Below are 17,877 nucleotides of genomic sequence, written 5' to 3' on the forward strand. Positions count from 1 at the left end.
CCCATGAAATTTATTAAAAAAGGAAAAGAGCCAGCAGCATGGAAAACTTATTGTAAGACACCTGGGGTTGACTTTGACGCCATTCCAGAATTAAAAGTGGCATTACTTCAAGAACAGGGATATATCTGTTGTTATTGTATGAATGGAATAAAAGATGATAATATGAAAGTGGAACACTATAAACCTCGTAGTATATATCCAGGTTTAAAAATGGATTATAAGAATCTTCTTGCAGCTTGTAAAGGGGATTTTTGTTCCGATAAGCATTGTGATACAAAAAAACAAAATACAGAATTAACTATTCATCCTGCTGATCCAAAGAATAACTGTGAGGCAATTATTGGCTACAAACTGAATGGCTACTTAACCTATCCTGCGGAATACAAAAATGATATAGAGGAAACTTTGAACCTCAATAACACAGTTTTAATAGCAAATCGAAAGTCCGCGTTGGAAGCCGTCGCGATTGCTTTAAAAAAGTTAGGGTACAATAAAGGGATTATAGAAAGCCAAATAACAAAGTTCGGTACTAGAAATGCCGATGGGAAATTTCAGCCTTATTGTAATGCGGTGTTATGGTTATTGAATAAAAAATTAAGTGCTAATTGATTTACTAATGCTGGCCTATGCATTATATACAATATCAATCCTCACAAATTACCTTGTGCTTTTTATTAAAAAGCCTCTAAAGAACACCAATCTAAAAAGCCATTCCACCTTCCGGCAGAATGGCTTTTCCATTTTAAAATTAACTTAACCTTACTTCCAGCCGCCGCCTAAGGCCCGGTAAATATTAACCATGGCGTGCATTTGCTGCATTTTGGTTTCAATTAAATCAAAGCGGCTTTCCAGGGCATCGCGTTGGGTTAATAATACTTCCATGTAGTCGGCGCGCGCCGAGCGGAAAAGGTTGTTCGAAATATCAATAGACTGGGTGAGCGCCGCTACTTCCTGCGATTTAAAAGTATAGCTTCTTTCCAGGTTATCTATTTTGGCCAACTGGTTTACCACCTCAATGTGCGCGTTTAACAGGGTGCGCTCGTAGTTGTAAACCGCCTGTATTTGTTGCGCATTGGCGGTGTAGTACAAGGCTTTAATAGCGTTTTTATTCACCAACGGCGCGGTTACATCGCCGGCCAGCGACAGCAAAAACGATTCGGGTTTTATTAAATAAGTCGGGTTAAAGGCTTGCAAACCCAGGCCCGCCGAAATACCCAACGAGGGGTAAAACCGCGCCCGCGCTACCTGCACATCCAGTTTCGCTGCTGCTAAGTTTAGCTCTGCCTGCTTAATATCGGGGCGGTTACTTAACAACTGCGCCGGAATACCAGCCTGCACCGTTTGCGGCACCAAGGTTTCAAAGGCCTGCGTGCTGCGTTGTACCGGCTGCGGAAACCGGCCGACCAAAAAGTTAATTTCGTTTTCGGTTTCGGTAATCTGCTGTTGAATATCGTACTGCAAACTTTGCGTATTGAGTACCTGGGCCTGAAACCGGCGCACGGCCAGCTCGGTCGTCCGGGCTGCATCTTTTTGCAACTTTACAATTTGCAAAGCGTTAGTTTGCAGCTCAATATTTTGCCGCACAATGGCTAACTGGTTATCCAGGGCCAATAACTCAAAATAAGCATTTGCAAGTTCTGCAATTAGGTTGGTTTGCATAAAATTTCGGCCTTCTACGCTCGCCAGGTAGCGGTTTACCGCCGCTTTGCGGGCATTGCGCAACTTGTGCCAGATATCTAATTCCCAGGTCGCAAAAGCACCGCCCATAAAATCGGTTAAAGGCTCGGGCATTTCTTTGCCCGGTTTAATATCGGTGGTAGCTTCCAGGGCCCCAATGTTGGTATACCGCGGTATTTTCTCTACCCCGGCTCCGCCTCTTATACCCACAAAAGGTAAATATTCCCCTTTCCGGGCTCTTACCTCATTTTGGGCAATCTGAATTTCCTGCATTGTAATATTTAGCTCCTGGTTGTTCAGCAGGGCCAAATCAATTAAGGCATTCAGGTTCGGGTCGGTGAAAAAGGTTTTCCAGTTTACCTGGGCCGTATTGGTCGTATCTGGCGCGTTGGTATAACGCGCCGGTACATTTTTATTCTCGGTGCGTTGCACCAACGCGGGTACGCTGCAGGCCGTGTAGGAGAGGGAAATACATGCCATTCCCACCCATTTAACTATTTTATTCTTAAACATTGGTTGGGGCTTCTAAAGGTTGAGGGAAATGGTCGATGGTATGCACGTAATCTTCGGTTAAGGTCGTTTCTTCTTCGTCTTTAATCAGGTGTCGGCCATCGGCCAGACTACCGAAAATAAAGTACAGGCCCGGCACAATAATTACCCCGAAAATAGTCCCGAATAACATGCCGCCCATGGCCGAAGCGCCAATGGTGCGGTTACCAATGGCACCGGCGCCGGAGGCAATAATTAACGGAATTAGGCCAGCAATAAAAGCAAACGACGTCATTAAAATGGGGCGGAAACGTACTTTGGCGCCTTCTATGGCTGCATCAAAAATGGAGGAGCCTTCGTGGCGCTTCAGTACGGCAAACTCCACAATCAGTACGGCGTTTTTACCCAGCAACCCGACGAGCATAATCAAGCCAATCTGCGCGTAAATGTTGTTTTCCAGGCCCATTAACTGCAAGAGCAAAAACGAGCCAAATACTCCCACCGGCAGCGATAATACCACCGCCAACGGAATAATAAAGCTTTCGTACTGGGCCGCCAACACAAAGTACACGAACACCAATACAATAATGAATACATACAAAGATTCGTTACCCCGAATCGATTCGTCGTAAGAAAGCCCTTCCCAGGCAATATCGTAGCCTTTGGGTAAGGTTTTGGCCGATACTTCCTGAATGGCTTTAATGGCATCGGCGGTGGTATAGCCTTTGGCCGGCAAGCCTTGAATAGCCGCCGAGTTGTACAGGTTAAACCGGGTAATCTCATTCGGGCCCTGCGATTTTTTCAGCTTCATAAACGACGAGTACGGCACCATTTCGCCGGCATCGTTTTTCACGTACAGCTTTAACAAATCGGATGGCAACCGCCGGTATTTCGGGTCAGACTGCACGTACACTTTAAAGAACTGGTTAAATTTAATAAACCCTTGCTCGTAAGTGCTACCAATTAAAATATTCAGGTTATCCATGGCTTTGCCAATCGACACCCCTTTTTGCATGGCCAAATTATTGTCAATCTCCAGTTCGTACTGCGGGTAATTGGCCGCGAAGAAGGTAAACAAACCAGATAACTCGGGCCGCTTGCGCAAATTATCCATAAACTCCTGGTTTATTTTATCAAACTCGTGGTAGTCGGTATCGCCGTTTTTATCGAGTAAGCGCATCGAGAAACCGCCCGACGAACCAAAGCCCGGAATAGCCGGCGGCTCGAAGAATTCAATAACGGCGCCCAAACCTTTCGATTCGTGTTCCAACTCTTCCATAATCTCCTTCACGTTATGCTTCCGCTGCGACCACGGTTTTAAGTTAATTAAACAAGTACCGGCATTGGAGCCCCGGCCTTCAGTCATAATCTCGTACCCAGCCAGCGATGATACCGATTCTACGCCGTCAATTTCTTCGCAGACTTTTTGCAGCCGTTGCGACACCTGGTTCGTTTTCTCTAAAGTAGAGCCCGGCGGCGTTTGAATAATGGCGTAAATGGTACTTTGGTCTTCGTTCGGGATAAAGCCGGCGGGCAATATTTGGTTTTCAAAGAAAATACCCGCTCCAAAGGCCAGCAATACGCCAAAAGTTAGCCAGCGGCGGCTCACAATCGATTTGAGCAAGCCCACGTATTTGCCAGTCAGTTTATCAAAGCCACGGTTAAAGCTATCGAGCCCTTTGGTTAAGATATTTTTCTTTTTGGGGTGGCCATGATGATTTTTCAAGAGCATGGCACACAGTACCGGGGTAAGTGTAAGCGCAATTAAGGCCGAGATTACAATGGAGCTGGCCATGGTAATGGAGAACTGGCGGTAAAACGTACCCACTGGTCCCGACATAAACGATATGGGCAAAAACACCGAAACCATAACCGCGGTAATCGCGATAATCGCACCGCTGATTTCGCCGAGTACTTTTTTTACCGCGCTGTACGGCGATAAATGCGGTTCTTCTTCAAATTTGGCGTGCACGGCTTCTACCACCACAATCGCATCATCCACCACAATCCCAATCGCGAGCACCAAAGCAAACAGGGTAACCAGGTTTATAGAGAGGCCAAAAAACTGAATCACGAAAAACGCCCCGATTAACGAAACGGGCACCGCCAGAATCGGGATTAAAGTAGAGCGCCAATCGCCGAGGAAAATAAATACCACAATGGCCACCAGAATAAAGGCATCGCGCAGCGTATGAATAACCTGCTCGATAGAAGCATCCAGGAACTGCGATACGTCGTAGCTGATTTTATAATCCATGCCCGGCGGGAAAGTTTCTTTCATGTTAACCAGCTTGGCTTTTACATCCGAGATTACATCGCTGGCGTTACTGCCGTAGTTTTGCTTTAGTACAATAGCAGCCGATGGATGCCCGTCGAGGTTCGAGTAAATATCGAAGAATTCACTACCCAGTTCCACGTGCGCAATATCTTTCAGGTGAACACTTTCGCCGGCGGCGTTGGCCCGGATAATAATGCTTTCGTACTCTTCGGGTTTGTTGTAGCGGCCTTTATAGGTCAGCACGTATTCCAACGATTGTGCGGCAATACCGGAGCTTTGGCCAATCCGGCCGGGTCGGCCAATAATGCTTTGTTCGGCTAAGGCTTGCATTACTTCTTCTACCGAAATATTATAGGCCCGCATCCGGTCGGGGTTTAGCCAAACGCGCATAGCGTAGCGGCGGCTACCTAATATTTGCGCCCGGGCCACCCCTTTAATCCGCTGTATTTCCGGAATCATCTTTACCGTAGCGTAGTTGAACAGGAATTTTTCGTCCATGCTCTCGCTCTTGGAGTAAAGGTTCACGTACATCAGCATACTGGGCTGCACCGGGGTAATTACCACTCCTTCGCGTTGTACCAATTCGGGCAACAAGGGCATTACCTGGTCTACCCGCGTTTTTACCCGTACCACGGCATCGTTGGGGTCGGTGCCGGGTTCAAAAATAATGCGCAAGGTAGCTTCGCCGGCACTGGTGGCATCGGTGGCAATGTACCGCATCCCTTCCACGCCGTTAATGGCTTGTTCCAGCGTAATTAAGGTAGATTTTACCAGCACGTCGGCGCTGGAACCGGGGTAGGCAATAAAAATATTAACGGTGGTGGGAGCAATATCCGGAAACTGCGAAATCGGCAGTTTTTTTATTGCCAACATTCCCACAAAAACAATCATGACCGATATTACAATCGCGAAAACCGGTCTTCTTATGAACTTGCTAAACATGTCTGCTCTTCTTTACTCTTCTACTACTCTGCATATAAACTCAACTGCGACATGGCGGTCTTCGGCTCTACAAACTTGGCGTGGATTTTCTCGTTTTCCCGCACCAGGCGTAAGCCTTCCAGCAAAATTCTATCCGTTGCTGCCAAACCTTTCTGCACCACAAAAATGTGGGGCAACTCGGCGGCTACGGTTATTTCCCGGGACCGGATTACATTGTCTTTATCTACCACGTACACGTATTTTTTATCCAGCACTTCAAAGGTGGCTTTTTGCGGAATAAGCAAGGCATTGTGCATCGGTACTTCCATTAAAATATTGCCGGTTTCGCCGTGGCGTAACAAGCCTTTGGGGTTCGGGAACACAGCCCGGAAGGCAATATTTCCGGTTTCGTTGTTAAAGTCGGCTTCAATGGTTTCTACCTTGCCGGGGTATTCAAATATTTGCTGGTTCGCCATTTCGAGCTTTACTTTGGTTTGATTCTCGTTTTTCAGGCTAGTTTTATAGTCCAGGTATTCGGCTTCCGGCACGTTAAAATACACCCACATCTGGCTGTTGTCGGATAAGGTCGTCAGCAAATCGCCTTCATCAACCAAACTACCCAAACGCACCTGAAAGTGATCCATGATGCCGTTAAAAGGCGCTTTTATTTGGGTGAATCCTAAATGTACTTTTGCTAAGGAAACTTCAGCATTGGCTTTGTTTAACTTGGCTTTGGCCATGGCCAGTTCGTTTGGCGATACTACATTGCTGGATGCCAGGGTTTTGGTGTTTTGGTACTCAATTTGCGCGAAACTGGCTTCGGCCTGGGCTTTTTGCAGTTCGGCCTGGTACATAACCGGCATAATCTGGAACATCATTTGTCCTTTTTTTACCGACTGCCCTTCGTCGACAAAAATTTTCTCTAAATAGCCTTTTTCTAAGGCTCTAATTTCGATATGGCTAATGGCGTGAATTTGACTGACGTATTCTTTGGTGATTAAGGTGTCTTTTTTAAGCGGACTGGTAACCAGGAATTGGGTTTCCGCTTCTTTTTCTGCTTTATGGGATTTACAGCTTGTATGGCACAATACAGCACACAAGCCCATAACCATGAGAATTCTCTTCATGATAATTTTGCTTATTTAAATATGGAAAGGATGTGTAAGACAATACACTTGCGTGTGCATGTAGCTTTAGCTTATGAACACGATACTAAAAAATGAATGAATGGGGGAGTAGGCAAAATTAAATTGCCCGAAGAGAAATTTAAATCAAATCCGGAATACCCGGAATAAAAGAAACCAGCGGTAAGAAGAGGAATAAGAAAAATGCTTACTAAAAGCTAAAAATCGCTTAAAGTAACCCAAAAAGTAGGCAAGTATTTGGGCGTAAAAAATAGCCGTTAAAAAATTACTGCTGGCGGTGTATTTTTTTAAGGCAGAAAATTCAATTTCGGTGAGCTCGCCTTCCGTTAAATCTAACCTTAAAGTTTCCTTTTTGGTACCGGATAAGTAGGCTTTAGGCGCATAATTGGCGTGGGCTGGCAAAGCGCTCACCTCAGCATTGGTTGATGCTTTAAGGTGTTGGATGGCGGCGTTTTGGGTACGCTCCTGATGGGTTTGGGCAAACGCTTGCGTACGTCCGCTTAACAGGAGAATACAAAAAAGCAGAAGATATTTTAGAAATGCCTTAACCATCAGGAACGTAAAGCTACAGCAGTAGAATGATTTAGTCAAGCTGTGCTTTTTACCTAACCTTAAAAACCGCCTCTAAACAATATACTGGCTGCTTATTTTTTAATTTAAATCGTTGAAATTCAGATGGTTAAATAATTAATAATTTTTAAATAAAATTACCAAAATATTAATAAAATTTTTATTGGCAGCCCATAATACTGCTTTTACAACCATTAAAACTATTTAATTTATAAAAAAATAGCTAAAAAAGAACATTCCAGAAGGGCCATGTCGGGAGCCAAGCTTACTATAATTTGGCAGAAATATTAAGTGGCAGTTTAGGCCATAATTGTTAAGAGTAAGCCGGATGAATATTTAGTGTTTTAGAAAGAGGTTAAGCAACAGATTCGCCCTGGTATTTTTAGAGGCAGGCAAATAATAAATGGGCGCTGATAACACCGCACAATGCCCGTTTACTTCTTTCTCGTTTACTTCTTTTTAGATATATTGCTAAACTGGTTAACTTACAATAAACAGCAACTAAAAAGCATAAAAAGATTTTTTTGCTCCAGCTATTGGCACTAATATATAAAAGAAATGAAGAAAATATTCAGCCTGCCCTACCTGATAATTACCCTCTCTTTTCATTTGTCGGTCTGGTTAATAGAGCGATTTAGTAATATTAAAAAATATCAGCAGAAAGTAGATAAGCTTAATGAATTAGAAAAAGGAACCTTAGGAAAGGATATTGCTGAATGCTTGCTAAGAAACAAGCTTAGACTTGTGCCTGGCTACGAATCCCACGACCTTAAACACGTTCTGCTGGATTATAAAATGAAATCGGTTGATGAAATTAGAATGCAAGCTTTTATGATTGGCAACGGCAATATTTTAATTCCAAGTCTTGCCATTTTCTTTTACGGATTTTTACTGCTTCCTCATAAATGGCGCACTTTTTATAAAGATTTTAAAAGTGGGTTAGCTTCACAACCTATAAAGCACTGGCAAATTGACCAATATTCAAAGTACTACACAACCGATTTAAGAAAAAGAGTACTCGGAACAAAAGACATACAGCTAGTAATGCAGACGAAGATGAAAAAATTAGCTTTAATAACTTCTTGTTTTTCAATGGTTGCAGGAGGCTTGGGGATGCTTTACTGCTTACCTTATTTATTTTCTCCTGTTCTGGAAGATTTGGTTGGTGCCGGTTTTCCCTTCTTGGGCGGCGCAATATTATTTGCTGCCGGCCTAATCAGTTTTTCTATAAACAATAAAAGAACAGGTTCTAACCCTGCTTTAATGGCGGCTGGTTTTTCTTCCAAAGCGGCTTAGTTATAATCAGAGCTATCTTGCTTTTATTAATCTTTGTTTCAGTCTCTGGTTTGAAACACCTGCTAACTATTGCGTAAGTACTCAGCTAGGTTTATTGCCGCATATCCAGGAATGAATAAAATAAATCTTTTTGTGGTAATATAAAATTGACTGATGTGTTTGAAATAATAGTTTTGAGCTTTTGAAAAAAAATCTATCAATTTATAACTTGGCACAGCTATTTAACAGCCGTTATTTAAAAGGATAAACAACATGAGCCATAAAAAGAGACTGCCGCCGGAGCAACAAGAAGAACTACTTAGCCTATTAAAAATCCGTTTTGAGAAAAACAAAAGCCGCCACCAAGGTCTGGAATGGGCTAAAGTACAAGCAAAGCTGGAAGCAAATCCCGAGAAACTGTGGTCGCTTCAAGAAATGGAAATTACCGGCGGTGAACCGGATGTGGTGGGGTATGATGCATATACGGGCGAATATCTTTTTTATGATTGTTCGCCGGAAAGCCCCAAGGGTCGCCGAAGCATTTGCTACGACGATGAAGCGCTGGCAGCCAGGAAAGAACATAAACCTAAAGATAGCGCTATGGCTATGGCCGCTGACATGGGCATTGAAATTTTAACGGAAGTGCAATACCGCGAACTGCAGCAACTCGGAAAATTCGATAACAAAACCTCGAGTTGGATAAAAACACCGGCCGATATTCGGGAACTAGGCGGCGCTCTTTTTGCTGATTTCCGCTACGGCCATGTTTTCGTATATCATAACGGGGCAGAGTCTTACTATGGTGCCCGGGGATTCCGGGGTGCGCTCAGGGTCTGAGCTTTGTGCCGACCTGCGAAAAAAAATTATACTAACCGTTTAGCGCCTCCAGGATTTTTCAGAGTTTGTTTGAATTTAGCCTAATTCATTCAAACGAACTAGTCTACAAGAGTATTACCGGCAGTTAACCGGTTAAATTCCTGGGGACTGATGGTCATTAAGGTAAAGGCATTCTTTGTTTCTTTATTCAATAAAATTTTGAAAGAATGATCTTCCAATAAACATACTATTAGTATTCAATTAAGCTGTTTTTTTTTCAGCATTTTCCGGATAGTTCTCCGTTTGGAATAAAGCGTTTTGGTTGGTAGATAAGGATATTGATAAAGTAAAAACAAAATAAATAAACCAATACCCACTATAATCAAACAGCCATAGAGCTCTTTAAAACTTACCATTAAACCCGGCACCTGAATCAATTCGCCTAAGTGTTATGGACTTAAACGTTGTAAGAGTGGATTAACCCTGGCCAAAAGTATTCCGGTTAAAAATAAATGCCAAAGCGACCAAGGACCAGCAAAGAAAATCAGCCCGAATATTTGCGCTAACGGTAAAGGCTATAAGTAGTGGCGGCTTTGGCGATTCCTCAGATCATCTAAGCACTAAAGCCCATTATACAATTTGTTATGTATATTTAGCGCTTCTGCCGCTATTGCTGAAAACCAGCGTTAGCAGCGCCTGAATTATTCACGCTAGCTTAGCACTATGCATAAGGAAAACCTGAACCCAGGAATTTTAAATACGAAACAGCATTTTGAGGTACTTGATGGGTTAAGAGGTATTGCCGCGTTGGCGGTGGTCATTTTCCACTTTATGGAATGGATTTTTACGGATATAAATAAAAACTTTATTGGTCATGGTTTTTTAGCGGTTGATTTCTTCTTCTGTTTATCCGGCTTTGTGATAGGCTATGCTTATGATAACCGCATCCGGGAAATGGGTGTTAAAGAGTTTTTTAAGTTGCGGCTGATAAGATTGCACCCTTTAGTGGTTTTGGGTTCTGTATTGGGGTTATTGGGCTACTTTTTAGATCCCTTTGCCGCCCCCATTGCTTACAACGCGGGCAAACTTCTTTTGCTGTTTGTTGGCTCGCTCTTTATGATTCCGCTTCCCCTGATGGGAGACCGGGCTTTTAATCTTTTTGGGCTAAATGCGCCATCCTGGTCACTTTTTTGGGAATATGTGGCTAATATTTTTTATGCTGTAGTTCTTTACAAGTTGGGTCGCCGCTCCCTGGCCGTATTAACTATTGTGGCGGCGGCAGGCATTTGCCTGGTTAGTTACCGGGCCGGAAACCTGCTGGGTGGATGGTCGAAAGATAATTTTTTAGACGGTGGTGCCCGGGTGGCTTACTCCTTTTTAGCAGGCCTCCTTCTTTATCGTTCTAATTGGATTATTAAAAACAGGCTTGGGTTTACTGTTTTGGCTATTTTGTTGTTTTTGGCCTTTCTCATGCCCGGGTCTAAGTGGAACTGGTTAACGGAAGCACTGGTGGTACTCTTTTATTTTCCCCTGTTGGTTTCACTTGGAGCTGGCTCCAGCCTGTCGCCACAAGGGCAAAAGGTTTGCCGGTTTTCCGGCAATATATCCTATCCGCTTTACATGTCGCATTATGCTGCTATTTGGGTCTTTGGCAACTATTTTACCAAAGAAAAGCCGTCGGCAATTGAGCTAGTCTATATCATTATACCGGGCATCATTATCCTGGTTATTTTTGCTTATTTTGTAATGAGGTTCTATGATTTACCGGTTAGGAGATACCTGGCCAAACGAAGGCGGCAAAGACGAAAACATCCGCTTTATCAACCGCAAAGATAGCCGCTATGCTAGCATGGGGTGGCAGACGCATTAATTACATTGACGTTTAATTATAGAATTTTCTGATTGAAAGTATTTAGAATCAATTTGTTCATTATTGATTTTTTTAAATAAAAAACCCACCAAGTTTTCTGGCCTTTTACCTCTAATTCTTTCACCAATTTTAAAAACTAGATTATACCGGCAGAAAAGGTTATCAATGGAACACCAGCGTAAGCAGAAGTGTAATTTTTATGTATAGCCAACAAAAAAGGCTGCCCACTTTTGGGCAGCCTTTCCTTTTAGAAGAAAAACCGATTAGTAGCCAAACAATTCTTTGAGGCTTAGTTGTTTTACTTTGCCGTATTTGGCCAGTTCTTTAAAGTTTAAGCGGTCTTTAGAGCCGATTACCAGAATGGTTTGGTTCTGGCCTTTTACAAACTGCTCCTGAAATTTCTTCATGTCATCGAAGGTTAGAGAATTTACAGTTTGGTAAATATCTTTCCGGAGGTCGTAATCCAGCCCTAAGCGTTTGGCGCGTTCGTAATCAAACAAAATATCGGATTTGGTGATGCGTTCGGTGGCAATGCTGTTGATAATGCTTTCCTTGGCGTTCGCGAAATTGGCTTCGGCCTGGGGCATATCGTTTAACAAAGCTTGCATACCGGCGGTGGCTTCGGGTAATTTATCGGATTGCGTACCAATGTACGACAAAATATAATTGGCCCGGTCTTTCCGGCTGGCGTTGGCGTAGCGCGAGCTGGCCGAGTAGGCGAGGGCTTTCGATTCGCGCAATTCCTGAAACACAATTGAGCCCATATTGCCGCCAAAATATTCGTTGTACAAGGTAATGGTAGGCACCAGTTTCTGGTTGTAATTAAAAGATTTTGCCAAAAATAGTAATTCGGCCTGCACCATGTTAAAGTCGGCCCAATACACCACGCGTTCTTTAAAGTCGAGTTCAGGAAATACTTTTAATGCCGGTACGGGTTTTAAAGTAGCGGGTACAAGGTGACCGGTATTCAGGGCAGCAGTTAAATTTTCGGTTGCCCGCGGACCATAATACAAAATATGGTGCTCGTAAGTCGGGATGCTCTTAACCAGGCTAACCAGTTCCTGCGGCGTTATTTTTTGCAGTTCCTTCTCTGTAATAATATTTGTAAACGGATTTTTGGGGCCGTATTTGGCGTAATTAACCATGGCCTGCGTATGAATAATGCCTTTGTTTAACTTGGCATTGGCCCTTTCTTTTAAAATGCCGGCTATCATATTTTGCAAAGCGGCTTTATCGGGTTGGGCATTTTTCAGCACCGATTCAAACAAAGCCAAGCCTTTTTCAAAATTAGTATCTAAGCCAGATAAGCTTACGTACACCTGCTCCTGCGACGAGAAAACATCAAAAGAACAGCCTAATTTGTAAAATTCCTGTTGCAATTCTTCGGCGCTGTATTTATCGGTACCTAAATATTTGAGGTAGTTTACCGCCATGCCCAGTTTGGGATTGTTATTGGTGCCGGTTTCCAGAATGTAATACAGGTTAAACAAGCCGTTTTCCTGGTTGCGGGTATAATAAACCGGAATGTTGTTTTTAATACGGGTTTCGCCTACGTCTTTTTTATAATCCAGGAAAACCGGCTGCAATTCCGGCGCTTTACCAGCCATTACGGTTTTATAAAACTCCGATTGGGCTTCGCGGTTTACCGAAACCGGGGTAATGGTAGGTTTTTCTACTTTCTGAATATTGGGGTCTTTGCCGGTACGCTTATAAACGGCCACGTAATTATTTGCACCTAAATATTTATTTGCGGCGGCTACCACTTCGGCCTTCGTTAATTTGGCAAAATCATCCCGCATGGCTAAATATCCTTTCCAATCCTGGCGGGCAATAAAAGCACTTACAAAAGCATCGGCCCGCGATTCGTTGCTTTCAAAAGCCTTCATTTCGGCAATCTGGGTATTATTTACAATAGCTGGTATCAGCCAATCGGCAAACTGGCCTTTTTTAACCAGGTCCAGTTGGCCCAGCAAGAGCGCTTTGGCTTGGTCCAGGGTTTGTCCTTGCCGGGGCGTAGCGCCTAAAAACAGCACGCTGTAATCGTTCATGATGTAGTCGGCGGCCGACGCCCCCAGTACCGTTTGTTTTTGGTTCAGGTTTAAATCAATTAAGCCAGCCTGGCCGTTCGCTAAAATCTGACTGATCATTTTTAAAGCCAGCGCATCTTTGCTTTTAATGCCCGGAAACCGGAAACCCAACCGGATACTTTCGGCGCTGGGCCCAAGAACTTCTTTTACCACTGGTTGCGTAATGGGCGTTTCGGCGGGCGGGTTATAAGCCGGTACCGGTTTAGATGCCAGTGTGCCGAAGTATTTATCGATAACGCGGATGGTCTGGTCGTAATCCAGGTCGCCGCTCATGGCAATGGCTACATTATTGGGCACATAATACGCCTCGAAATATTTCTTGATTTCGGTAATAGAAGGGTTTTTCAGGTGCTCTACCGTACCAATGGTGGTTTGGGTGCCGTACTGGTGGTTCGGAAATAAACCCGCAAAAAGGGCTTCAAATACTTTGTTGCCATCGCTGTCGAGAGATCGGTTTTTTTCTTCGTACACGGCTTCCAGTTCAGTATGGAACAGGCGCGGCACCATTTCGCCAAAACGCTCGGCTTCTACCTGGGCCCATTTTTCTATTTGGTTCGCCGGAATATCGCCGGTATACACGGTTTGTTCTACGCTGGTGTAGGCGTTGGAGCCGCTGGTACCAATCGCGCCCACAATTTTATCGTATTCGTTCGCAATGGCATAAGTAGCCGCTACCCCTGATATGCTGTCGATTTGGTGGTACAGGCGTTTGCGTTCGGCCAGATCGGTTTTGGTGCGGTACACATTGTACAGGTTTTCGATTTTATCCAGTTCGGCTTTTTCTTTTGCGTAATCGCGGGCACCTAAACGGGTAGTGCCTTTAAACACCATGTGCTCTAAATAATGCGCCAAACCGGTGGCGGTAGCCGGATCGTTTTTACTGCCCGCCCGTACGGCAATATAGGTTTGGATGCGCGGCGCATCTTTGTAATCGCTCAGGTAAACGGTTAAGCCATTGTCTAGGGTATAAATCCGGGCTTTAAGCGGATCATTCGGAACGGTGGTATAGTTATACGTTTTTTCCTTTGTTTCCGGGGCGGCGTTAGGCGTAGTGCCGGTAGTTGCCTGCTGGCCCGGAGTAGTTTTACAGGCACTTAGATGTAAGCCCGCTAAAAAGGCTAAACTATAAATTATTTTTTTCACGAATATTTTGTCAGGTTTGGTGAAATTGTATTCTAAATATACAAGAATAGCACCAAACAAAAAATCCCTGCCGGATAGGCAAGGAAGTTTTAAAGGTATAGGTACAAATAAAAATTTTCAGGTTAAGAATCCTGCAGGTACTGCTCCATTTCATCAAAATAATCTTCGTTGGGCAGGCGCAGGTGGCCTTTGGCTGATTTGGCAGTTGTGGCTGTAGCTGTTTGCCAGCTGTCCTTACGTTTGGAACTGCTGGTGTGGGATGCTTTTTCTGTTTTGGCGTCGGTTATAGTTTTAATAGCTTTTAAAAAAGCTATATCGTCTATCTGCCGTATCCGGGCTATCAGCATATTTTTTAATTCGGTAGAATCCATTGCGGTGCTACTTTAAAATCTTTGCTACGGTATACGAAAGAAAAGCCAGAGGTTGTTAAGTTTTGCCCCGAAAATATTACATATTTTAAGGCACTTATTAACCCTTTAAGATACAAATAAAGGTGCAAAATATAAAAGCGGACAGCCCTTAAAATATTTAGCTTGCCGGGCAAGCGTCGGTGGGTTTATTTAAACAAAAGTAAATGGCGGTTTACTTAAATAAATATTGCTGAAAAGTTAAAATATCAATAGTTCTTAGAGAAAATTAAAAATCAGTATCAAGGCCTAACCGCTTTTTGAGTTCGGGTAAAATGGGGTGTTTTTCGGCGAGGTAGCTAAATTTATCCTGAGAGGTATACAGCTTGCGACCTTCGTGTTGTTCTTTTACTTCGAGGCGCACATTTAGCCGATTATTTTGCAGGCGCTGACGCAAAGCTGCTAAAAATTCGGCCCGAAACTCATTAAATTGATTTACCTGCACCGGGTTTTCTACTTGCAGTAGCACTTCCAGTTTATCATCTAGTGCAACCGGACGGTCCAGAATAAAAAACTCCGACATTTTGCCCTCGGTTTTCTTCTGTTGGGTGAGCTCCCGCCAGGCCATCTGAAAAGCTTCTGGATTAACTGCAGTCACAGGGCCGCTCGGCATTGCTTCTTCCGGGGTTACGGTATTCCGGTTAGTGGCCGTGGGGTTACTAAGCTGCGCCTGAATATCCTTCAGGCTCGGCATTTTTACCATTTTTTTGTTTCCGGGCAAAGGCACATTGCGTTCCGACGAGCGAGCCAAAGGCGGTTCTTCTACGCCGGTAGGTGCCGGAAAATTAACGGTTGGTACCGGCGGCATGTTATTACTGGCCGTAGGCGAGGTAACTGGTGGCGTTACCGATGGAGGCGTTTTAACTGGATTACCGTTGGCAGGGGAGGTTACCGGTTGGCTGCTTCCATGCGAGATCCCGCTGGGATTCGAACCAGTATTCAACCCCGCTGATGCAGCGGCCGGTGGGGCAACCTCGCCGCTTTCGCCAGCAGCCGGACTTATACTAGTTTTTTTTTTGACGTCTCCGTTTAAAGAGAAGTCTTTCGCAAAATTTACAGCTTGGTTTAGGTGGGCCAGTTTTAAGAGACAGAGCTCTACGTGCAGTCGCTGGTTTTTGCTATTTTTAAAATTGGCATCGCAGGCGCTTACCACATTTAAGCCCGATAGCAGGAACGACAGTGAGGTTTGGTTGGCTTGCTGGGCGTAGCGGCTTTTAATATTATCCGATACCTGGAGCAGTTGCACCGTCACGTTGTCTTTACTCACCAATAAACTCCGAAAATGCTCGCCAATACCCGTTATAAAGTTATGGGCATCAAACCCGTTTTTCAATATTTCGTCGAACAAAAGCAACGTGCCGGAAATATCCTGGGCAAGTAAAAAATCGGTAAGTTTAAAATAATAATCGTAATCCAGAATGTGCAGGTTGGCAACGGTTTCTTTGTAGGTAATATTATTACCCGAAAACGTAACCATCTGGTCAAAAATTGATAAAGCATCGCGCAACGCACCGTCGGCTTTTTGCGATATCAAATGCAAGGCGTCGTCTTCGGCCTGAATTTGCTCTTTACCAGAAATATTGCGCAGGTGCTTAACCATATCCTCAATCTGGATGCGGTTAAAATCAAAGATCTGGCAGCGCGACAAAATAGTAGGTATTATTTTGTGCCGCTCGGTAGTAGCCAGAATAAAAATGGCGTAGGCAGGTGGCTCTTCCAGCGTTTTCAGAAAGGCATTAAACGCCGAATTGGAGAGCATGTGCACCTCATCTATAATATAAATTTTGTACTTACCAGCTTGCGGGGCATACCGCACCTGCTCCACCAAATTCCGGATATCTTCTACGGAGTTGTTTGAGGCCGCATCGAGTTCGTGTACATTAAAGGAAGCGTTGTTGTTAAAGCTCCGGCAAGACTCGCATTCGTTACAAGCTTCGGTTTGTGGGGTCAGGTTCTGGCAATTAATGGTTTTGGCCAGAATACGGGCACAGGTAGTTTTACCTACACCCCGCGGACCGCAAAATAAAAATGCTTGCGCCAGGTGGTTGCTGTTAATTGCGTTTTTAAGGGTAGTAGTAATATGGTGCTGACCCACTACACTATCGAAGGTAGTAGGGCGGTATTTACGGGCCGAAACAACAAAATTTTCCATGCGGTACAAAGATACGTAAAGGAGTTAAAGGTTAAAAGTTAAAAGTTGCTGGTTTGTGTAAGTGCCTGGTATATAATTAATTCAAATATATTAGCTAAAATTGCTGCCGGATAGCTGATAACTGTTTAAGGAAACCCGTATATTTGTCTGCTTGTAATTAATTAAAAAGGAATTTTTTAAATATTGCGGGTGTTTAAATAGTACACGAACCAATTCGGGGCTGACCGGAATTGACAGCTTGAGCAGGCTGCGTGTAAGCATGTCGGGAGTTGAATGAATCTCCTGTGAAAAAGTCATTCAAACAATAATCGGCGAGACTAACTACGCCATGGCTGCTTAATCTAGGTATTAAGCAATAGCCATTGTCCCGCAGCTGCTACTCCAAACTGCGGCTGAGTCCGGGGCATCGAAATGATTGGATAGCGTTAGCGAAGGTGTGGCGCAAACGCGAAACTAAAGCACCTAAGGTAAATTTACAGGTCTGGTGCCGACCTTGATTTACTCGAAAACCCAACGGCAACTAAGCATGTAGAAAGCGCGACGGTTTCCTTGTCTGGACCAGGGTTCGACTCCCTGCAGCTCCACAACCATACAATACCCACCCTTAAGTTGTAAGGGTGGGTATTGTGTTTTAAGGGAATTAGGTTAGTTTTGTCGTGTGAAACCTTATGGCTTAATGCTCCATAACGGAAGGCCTGCGTAACATTTTGCGTAACAGAACGAGTAACATTGCAAAACAAAAACAATCTTAAGAGAATGGTTTCAATTCGCTTTTACCTCCACACACCTAAGAAAAAGAAAAGCCCGATTTATGTTCGGGTACATGTAAACGGCAAAGCTTTGCCTGGTGCTTCTATTCAGGAAAGTGTTGCTTGTGATGGAATAAATGAGAAGGGTAAAGCGGTGCCCAGCGAATGGAACCACGAAGAGCAAAAGGTTCGCAAAACCAATTCCTGGCACGAGGTAATTAATAAAAAAATTAAGCGGATAGAACTTGCCATAGGTACCACTTTTCGGGAAATGCTGGAACAGGGACAAGAGCCCACG

Annotated in this window: 12 protein-coding genes and 1 other RNA gene; 6 read left to right on the forward strand and 7 right to left on the reverse strand. The window is 43.9% G+C overall.

Annotated elements, in window-relative coordinates; genetic code table 11:
• The first annotated feature begins 3 nt into the window (after nt 1-3).
• Nucleotides 4-609 (forward strand): retron system putative HNH endonuclease, encoded by a 606-nt coding sequence (locus tag ACO1R6_RS01795; RefSeq protein ID WP_486261753.1) that lies wholly within the window; start codon nt 4-6, stop codon nt 607-609.
• 150 nt (nt 610-759) lie between these two features.
• Here ACO1R6_RS01795 and ACO1R6_RS01800 read toward each other — a convergent pair whose 3' ends face one another.
• The 4 genes from ACO1R6_RS01800 to ACO1R6_RS01815 form a co-directional block, all read right to left on the reverse strand.
• Nucleotides 760-2,157, reverse strand: coding sequence for a TolC family protein (locus tag ACO1R6_RS01800; RefSeq protein ID WP_486261754.1), 1,398 nt, complete (start codon nt 2,155-2,157; stop codon nt 760-762).
• Nucleotides 2,158-2,182: 25 nt separating this feature from the next.
• Complete coding sequence (locus tag ACO1R6_RS01805; protein ID WP_486261755.1) at nt 2,183-5,386, reverse strand: efflux RND transporter permease subunit; 3,204 nt, start codon at nt 5,384-5,386, stop codon at nt 2,183-2,185.
• 23 nt (nt 5,387-5,409) lie between these two features.
• Nucleotides 5,410-6,492: an efflux RND transporter periplasmic adaptor subunit gene (locus tag ACO1R6_RS01810; RefSeq protein WP_486261756.1), complete on the reverse strand. Its 1,083-nt coding sequence runs from the start codon at nt 6,490-6,492 to the stop codon at nt 5,410-5,412.
• A gap of 144 nt (nt 6,493-6,636) precedes the next feature.
• Complete coding sequence (locus ACO1R6_RS01815) at nt 6,637-7,062, reverse strand: hypothetical protein (RefSeq protein ID WP_486261757.1); 426 nt, start codon at nt 7,060-7,062, stop codon at nt 6,637-6,639.
• Between the two features lie 576 nt (nt 7,063-7,638).
• Between ACO1R6_RS01815 and ACO1R6_RS01820 the strand changes: the two genes are divergently transcribed.
• From ACO1R6_RS01820 to ACO1R6_RS01830, 3 genes are all read left to right on the forward strand, one after another.
• Nucleotides 7,639-8,376, forward strand: a complete 738-nt coding sequence (locus ACO1R6_RS01820; RefSeq protein ID WP_486261758.1) for a hypothetical protein — start codon at nt 7,639-7,641, stop codon at nt 8,374-8,376.
• Between the two features lie 252 nt (nt 8,377-8,628).
• Nucleotides 8,629-9,192 carry a DUF4256 domain-containing protein gene (locus tag ACO1R6_RS01825; RefSeq protein WP_486261759.1) on the forward strand — a complete coding sequence of 188 codons (564 nt, stop codon included), beginning with the start codon at nt 8,629-8,631 and terminating at the stop codon, nt 9,190-9,192.
• A 702-nt stretch (nt 9,193-9,894) separates the two neighbouring features.
• Nucleotides 9,895-11,007: an acyltransferase family protein gene (locus tag ACO1R6_RS01830; RefSeq protein WP_486261760.1), complete on the forward strand. Its 1,113-nt coding sequence runs from the start codon at nt 9,895-9,897 to the stop codon at nt 11,005-11,007.
• Nucleotides 11,008-11,304: 297 nt separating this feature from the next.
• Here ACO1R6_RS01830 and ACO1R6_RS01835 read toward each other — a convergent pair whose 3' ends face one another.
• The 3 genes from ACO1R6_RS01835 to ACO1R6_RS01845 all read right to left on the reverse strand — a co-directional run bounded on the left by ACO1R6_RS01835 (nt 11,305) and on the right by ACO1R6_RS01845 (nt 16,830).
• On the reverse strand, nt 11,305-14,271 hold the full coding sequence (locus ACO1R6_RS01835; protein WP_486261761.1) for a M16 family metallopeptidase: 2,967 nt from the start codon (nt 14,269-14,271) through the stop codon (nt 11,305-11,307).
• 122 nt (nt 14,272-14,393) lie between these two features.
• Nucleotides 14,394-14,642 carry a hypothetical protein gene (locus tag ACO1R6_RS01840; RefSeq protein WP_486261762.1) on the reverse strand — a complete coding sequence of 83 codons (249 nt, stop codon included), beginning with the start codon at nt 14,640-14,642 and terminating at the stop codon, nt 14,394-14,396.
• Between the two features lie 265 nt (nt 14,643-14,907).
• A complete protein-coding gene (locus ACO1R6_RS01845; RefSeq protein ID WP_486261763.1) occupies nt 14,908-16,830 on the reverse strand; it encodes a DNA polymerase III subunit gamma/tau in 1,923 nt (640 codons plus the stop codon).
• A 216-nt stretch (nt 16,831-17,046) separates the two neighbouring features.
• On the opposite strand from ACO1R6_RS01845, the gene ssrA reads away from it, so the two are divergent.
• Together ssrA and ACO1R6_RS01855 are read left to right on the forward strand one after the other, a co-directional pair.
• Nucleotides 17,047-17,417: a transfer-messenger RNA gene (gene ssrA, locus ACO1R6_RS01850) on the forward strand.
• 169 nt (nt 17,418-17,586) lie between these two features.
• Nucleotides 17,587-17,877, forward strand: a 291-nt coding sequence (locus ACO1R6_RS01855; RefSeq protein ID WP_486261764.1) for a hypothetical protein, incomplete at its 3' end; no start/stop codon positions are given.

The organism is Adhaeribacter sp. (genome assembly GCF_057359045.1).